The following is a 4641-nucleotide window of genomic DNA, read 5'->3' as shown; positions in this document are numbered from 1 at the left end:
GACAGAGTCCCCCGCTCTTCTTGCTCCCGCCGCCTTGTTTCTTGCCTGGGCGGTGCCGTACGCCCCCCCCGCCGACTTCCTGCTCCGCGCCACCCGGGCCGAGGTACTCAGAAACAGGACGCGGTGGACCCGGAGCATCCCTCCAGGACGCGATGGCCCTCGTGGCCGATCCAGGCGTCCGGGGTGTTCAGGGCAGGCGTCGTCGGGTAGGCCTCGGCCGGCCGGGCGCCGTTGTCCTCTGCCGCAGCTGCGAGCGCCACGCCGCTGCTGAGCGCACACAGTCCGACTGCCGCTACCGCGGCTGCCACACACTTGAGCACGATCTTCCTCCAACGTCTCGAAAGGAACCTGTGCTCGCAGTGGACCACTCGCCGGTAGACGTTCCGTCAACGAGTCGGGCGAGGCCGACGGGATCAGGTGCGGAGCGGGCATGCCCGAGGCCGGGAACCGAGAAGGATCTCGGGCCCGGCCTCGTGCCGTGCGGGTGGGGCGGGTCAGTTCTGGGTGGGCGCGAGGGTGCCGGAGGCAGAGGCGGTACCGGTGCCGGAGGCGGTGCCGGTGGCCTTCGCGGAGGAGGAGCCGGTGGCGGTCGGCGAGCCGGTGCCGGTGCCGGTGGCCGTCGGGGTGCCCGACGGGGTCTCGGTGGGCGTACCCGTGGGCGTGCCGGTCGGGGTTCCCGTCGGGGTGCCGGTCGGCGTCCCCGTGGGCGTCCCCGTCGGGGTGCCCGTGGGCGTGCCGGTCGGGGTTCCCGTCGGCGTGCCGGTGGGCGTCCCGGTCGGCGTCCCCGTCGGCGTGGTGCTCGGCGTGCCGGTGGCGGACGGGTCCGGGGTGCCCGGGGCGGTGGGCGTGGACGGGTCCGTACCCGGGGCCGGGGTGCCCGGCGCGACCGGCACCACCGGCGGCACCACGGTGCCCGGCGGGACCGGCGGCTGGTTGAGCGGGCTGGAGGCGATCGGCGTCACCGCGTCCCAGCCGGCCGGCAGGTCCGGCACCTTCCAGGCGCCGCCCGCCTCGTCGGCCGCGCCGTCCGGGTCCGGCCGGACCGCGCCGAGGATCGGGTTGGCCCCGATCGGCCCGACCTTGACGAACGAGCCCGGCCGCGGCGCGTGCACCACGAGCCCGCCGCCGATGTACATCGAGACGTGCGTGGCGCCCCCGAAGTAGATGATCAGGTCACCCGGCCGCAGCTGGTTGAGCGGGACGTGCTGGAGCTGCGCCCACTGCTCCTGGCTGGTGCGCGGGATCGGCTTGCCGGCGTGCAGCCAGGCCTGCGAGGTGAGCCCCGAGCAGTCGAAGACGTCCGGCCCGGCACCGCCCCACACATAGGGCTTGCCCAGCTGTGCGAGCGCCCAGGCGACCGCGGCGCGGCCGGCCAGCGAGGGGGTGCGCTCGCCCTTGCCGAGCACGCCGCTGGCGAGGAAGGCGAGCTGGGCCTCGTCGGCCTTGGCCTTCTCGACCTGCTCCAGCTCGGCGCGCTGGGCGCCGGTGAGCGAGGAGACCAGCTGCTCGACGGCGGCGAGGTCGGCGGCGACCTTGGCCTTGGCCGCGTCCTGCTGGGTGACCAGGGTCTGCGAGGTGGCGAGCGCCTCCTCGTTCTGCTTCTTCAGCCCGCCGAGCGCGTCGCGGTCGGCGGTCAGCTTGTTGAGGAACTCGTTCTGCGAGCGGCTGGCGGCGGCGAGCAGCTCGGCGATGGTGACGGCCTCGTACGGGTCCTTGGAGAGCAGCAGCTCGGCGTAGGCGGAGGCGGAGCCGTTGCGGTACTGCGCCGCGGCGAGCTGGGAGGCGATGTCCGTCCCGGCGTCGACCTGCTTCTGCTGGCGCTCCAGCTTGGTCTTGAGCTCGGCGAGCGAGGCCTGCTGCACGGTGACCTTGTCGACCGCCGCGTTGTACTGCTCGGTGGCGGCCTCGGCGCTCTGGTAGAGCGCGTGCAGCTGGTCGAGCAGCGGGCCGAGGGTGGCCTTGGCCTCGGCGAGCGGATCGCCGACCGCGGCGTCGGCGCCCGGAGCGGTGGGGGCCGTCGGGGCCGGGTCGGCCCAGGCCGGGGAGGTGGCCAGCGGCAGCGACAGGGCGGCGGCCGCGAGGACGGCGCCGCAGCGCAGCGCGGCCCGGACCCAGGCCGGCCGCCGGCCGCCGGGTGCACCTGTCCGCCGTCCGTCCGTCAGCTCTATACGTCGTCGCGCCCCGCCCATGGGTCTCGCCCTTCCCGTCCCGCCCGCGTTCCGGGGTCCCCGGACCTCCGGCTGATCCTGCCACGGGTTACTCGCCGGAAACAGACGCCGCCCGGACGGCTCAATGAATTTTTGACCGCCCCTGTGAGGCAACTCTCAGCAAAACGGGCGAAGCGGACGGATCTCCACTAATGTCCAGCTCAGCACGGCGGACGCCACCCTTCGGAAAGGTCCCGGCAACCCCTCGGACACCACCGGAACCTCAACTCCGATGCCAGTTCACCTTCCGTTCACCAAGCGTCCCTAGCGTCACGCACGACACCAACGTCAGTGCGACAACTACGACGATTGTTTGGGTATGGAACACATCTCGTTCCTGGTGGCCGTTGTGATCATCACGGCGCTCGCCTTCGACTTCACCAACGGGTTCCACGACACCGCCAACGCGATGGCCACCTCCATCGCGACGGGAGCCCTCCGGCCGAAGATCGCGGTCACCATCGCGGCACTCCTCAACTTCGCTGGCGCGTTCCTGTCCGTGAAGGTCGCCACCACCATCTCCGGCGGCATCGTCAACGAGAAGGCCGGTATCCATCCGGAGATCATCTTCGCCGCACTGGCCGGCGCCATCCTCTGGAACCTGCTGACCTGGCTGCGCGGACTGCCGTCGAGCTCCTCGCACGCGCTCTACGGCGGCCTGATCGGCGCCACCGTGGTCGGCATCGGCGCCAACGGCGTCAACTTCGACACCGTGGTCAGCAAGATCCTCATCCCGGCGGTCGCCTCCCCGCTGGTGGCCGGCCTGGCCTCCTGGGGCGCCACCAAGCTCGCCTTCGCGATCACCCGCAAGAGCGACGAGAAGACCGTCGGCAAGGGCTTCCGCACCGGCCAGGTCTTCTCCTCCTCGCTGATCTCGCTGGCGCACGGCACCAACGACGCCCAGAAGACGATGGGCATCATCACCCTGACCCTGGTCTCGGTCGGCGCCCTGCCGAAGGGCGCGCTGCCCCCCACCTGGGTCATCGTCTCGGCCGGTGCCGCGATCGCGCTCGGCACCTACATGGGCGGCTGGCGGATCATCCGCTCGATGGGCAGCGGCCTGGCGGACATCACCCCGCGCCAGGGCTTCTCCTCCGAGTCGGCCGCCGCGACGGTCATCCTGACCTCCTCCAGCATGGGCTTCGGCCTCTCCACCACCCAGGTCTGCTCCGGCGGCATCATGGGCGCCGGCCTCGGCGGCCCGAAGGCCGAGCTGCGCTGGGGCATGGTCCGCCGGATGGTCTACACCTGGGGCCTGACCCTGCCCGCCGCCGCCACCGTCGGCGGACTCGCCGCCTACCTGGCCGAGCGGGGCACCTGGGGCGTCGTCCTGGTCGGCGCCGCGCTGGTGGCCGGCTCGGGTGCGATGTGGGTCATCTCCCGCCGCCAGCCGGTCGGCGCGGACAACGTCAACGACGCCTCCGACGTCACCCCGGTCGACGTCACCCCGGTGGCGGTCGCCCCGGCCGAGGTCGGCCCGGCGGGCGCCTCCGCCACCCCGAACCCCGCCTCGACCACGGTCGCGGCCTGACCGCCGCCGGCTGAGGAGCTCGCAACACCATGCACATCAAGTGGAACGCCCTGGCCCAGACCGCCGGTGTCAGCTTCGGCATCACCGTCGCCGTGGTCGCCGTCTTCGCCCTCGGCATCCTGGCCCTGTCCCGCCGCGAGGCCGCGCTCACCGCGCGCCGCGAGGCGGCCGGCCCGAACGCCCCGGTGGCCGGCGGCCGACTGGCCCTGGCCGGCGCCTACGCCTGCTTCGCCGTCTGCGGCGCGGCCGTCCTCTACGGGCTGAGCCTGATCGCCAACAAGTAGCGCGCGCGGCCGTACGAGCGGATCACCGGAGGGCCGGGAGCGGGAACACCGCTCCCGGCCCTCCGGCATGGCCGCCGCCGACCGCCGGCCGGTCCCGCGGGCGCAGCGCACGACGGCCCGGCCCGACGCGCCCCACCAGCGACGACTACGACGGCACACCGCAGGGCCGGGACCGCGATCCGCGCTCCAACCACCCGACGCCCGGCCGGCCCCGCTGACGCGCTCTCCGCCGCTCCCGGACACCGGCGCCGTCCGCCGCGCGGTGGGCGGGTCTCCCCGCGCCGCAGCCGCGCCGCCGGATACCGTCGCCCGCCCCCGGACGACCGCCACCCGATCGCGCGCCGCCGTTCCCCCGCCCGTCACCGAAGGGCCGTGGCCCGCGCAGCCGGCCGGTACGCCCGGTCGGGACCACGCCGGACCGGCGTCGGCCGCTGCCGCCGCCGGAGTCCTGGCCCGTGCGCGCCGACCGTCCCCGCCCCCTCCCGCTTCCCCCGCACCGCGCGGGCACCCTCCTGCCGGATCCCGCCAGTGGCGGCTCCCCCGGCCCCCAGCCCCCGGCCCCCGGCCCCGCGGCGGAACGCCGGAGGGCCGGGAGCACGATCCGCCCCCGGCCCTCCGG

Annotated in this window: 3 protein-coding genes; 2 read left to right on the top strand and 1 reads right to left on the bottom strand. The window is 74.3% G+C overall.

The window, feature by feature from the left end:
* Positions 1-494: 494 nt before the first annotated feature.
* On the bottom strand, positions 495-2189 hold the full coding sequence (locus ACFVFS_RS40570; protein WP_380630141.1) for an NlpC/P60 family protein: 1695 nt from the start codon (positions 2187-2189) through the stop codon (positions 495-497).
* A 337-nt stretch (positions 2190-2526) separates the two neighbouring features.
* On the opposite strand from ACFVFS_RS40570, the gene ACFVFS_RS40565 reads away from it, so the two are divergent.
* Together ACFVFS_RS40565 and ACFVFS_RS40560 are read left to right on the top strand one after the other, a co-directional pair.
* Positions 2527-3738: an anion permease gene (locus ACFVFS_RS40565; protein WP_380630140.1), complete on the top strand. Its 1212-nt coding sequence runs from the start codon at positions 2527-2529 to the stop codon at positions 3736-3738.
* 29 nt (positions 3739-3767) lie between these two features.
* Entirely contained in the window at positions 3768-4022 is a 255-nt protein-coding gene (locus tag ACFVFS_RS40560) for a hypothetical protein (protein ID WP_380630139.1), read from the top strand.
* Positions 4023-4641 lie beyond the last annotated feature (619 nt).

This window comes from Kitasatospora sp. NPDC057692 (genome assembly GCF_042799475.1).
In the GTDB taxonomy this organism is placed as follows: Bacteria; Actinomycetota; Actinomycetes; order Streptomycetales; family Streptomycetaceae; genus Kitasatospora.
This window is presented reverse-complemented; position numbering and strand designations above follow the sequence as displayed.

Excerpts from the sequence above, each read along its gene's own strand:
- ACFVFS_RS40560 (WP_380630139.1), top strand. The coding sequence starts at position 3,768 with ATGCACATCAAGTGGAACGCCCTGGCCCAGACCGCCGGTGTCAGCTTC.
- ACFVFS_RS40570 (WP_380630141.1), bottom strand. The coding sequence starts at position 2,189 with ATGGGCGGGGCGCGACGACGTATAGAGCTGACGGACGGACGGCGGACA.
- ACFVFS_RS40565 (WP_380630140.1), top strand. The coding sequence starts at position 2,527 with ATGGAACACATCTCGTTCCTGGTGGCCGTTGTGATCATCACGGCGCTC.